This window comes from Acinetobacter lwoffii (assembly GCF_024129855.1).
GTDB lineage: Bacteria > Pseudomonadota > Gammaproteobacteria > Pseudomonadales > Moraxellaceae > Acinetobacter > Acinetobacter lwoffii_L.
Genome location: NZ_JAMXXC010000071.1, coordinates 1 through 717, shown reverse-complemented (window position 1 = coordinate 717; position 717 = coordinate 1). Strand labels below are relative to the sequence as shown.

Sequence of the window (717 nt, the reverse complement as noted above, 5' to 3'; positions counted from 1 at the left end):
GTGAAGTGTGTCTAATCAACAGGGTTTTCGGTCTCTAAGCACTTTTTAAAGGGAACTTCATCGACTCAAATCTCTATTTGCAACAGTGCCCACAAATCTGTATTTAAAACACCAATAAGAAGCTGTCCAGATCTATCAAAGATCTGATCACAGAATTTGAGTAACCTTAAACTTTTTGCAGCCTTAAGTAAAGATATACAGAATTTTTGAAAAAAGCATAGGTCTAGATAATCAAGCTAGATTTTTTAGAACTCCACATTGGTCAATTGTACATAAGCCATCACAAGTACCTCTTAAATCAGATAATTGTTCAATAAGCTTTTGTTGCTTGATTATATTTTCTCTGATAGCACTGACATGTAAGTCAATTAATTCATTCACATCTGAACAATTTTTCTTGGGATTATCTTTATAGGTGAGTAATTGACGAATTTCATTCAAACTCATATTTAAAGTTCGGCAATTCAAAATAAACTTAATTCGCTCAACATAGCCTATATCGTAAAGGCGGTAATTTCCTTCTGTTCTTTCGGGTTCCGGAATTAAACCTTCCTTTTCATAAAACCTAATTGTTAATACTGAACATGAGGTTTTTTTAGAGAGTTCACCAATTTTTAAATGCATTAAGTTGGTATTTCCAAAAAATCTTGACTCTATAGTAACTATAGGGATTCTAATATTCAAAGTTTATAAATTTTTTTAATGGGTATAACTATG

Annotated in this window: 1 protein-coding gene; it reads right to left on the bottom strand. The window is 31.4% G+C overall.

Going from position 1 to position 717, the window contains the following annotated elements; genetic code table 11:
• Positions 1-231: 231 nt before the first annotated feature.
• The gene (cadR, locus tag NI465_RS16535; protein ID WP_004281856.1) at positions 232-624 is read right to left on the bottom strand and encodes a Cd(II)/Pb(II)-responsive transcriptional regulator; all 393 of its coding nucleotides are present in this window, start codon (positions 622-624) and stop codon (positions 232-234) included.
• Positions 625-717 lie beyond the last annotated feature (93 nt).

Excerpts from the sequence above, each read along its gene's own strand:
- cadR (WP_004281856.1), bottom strand. The coding sequence starts at position 624 with ATGCATTTAAAAATTGGTGAACTCTCTAAAAAAACCTCATGTTCAGTA.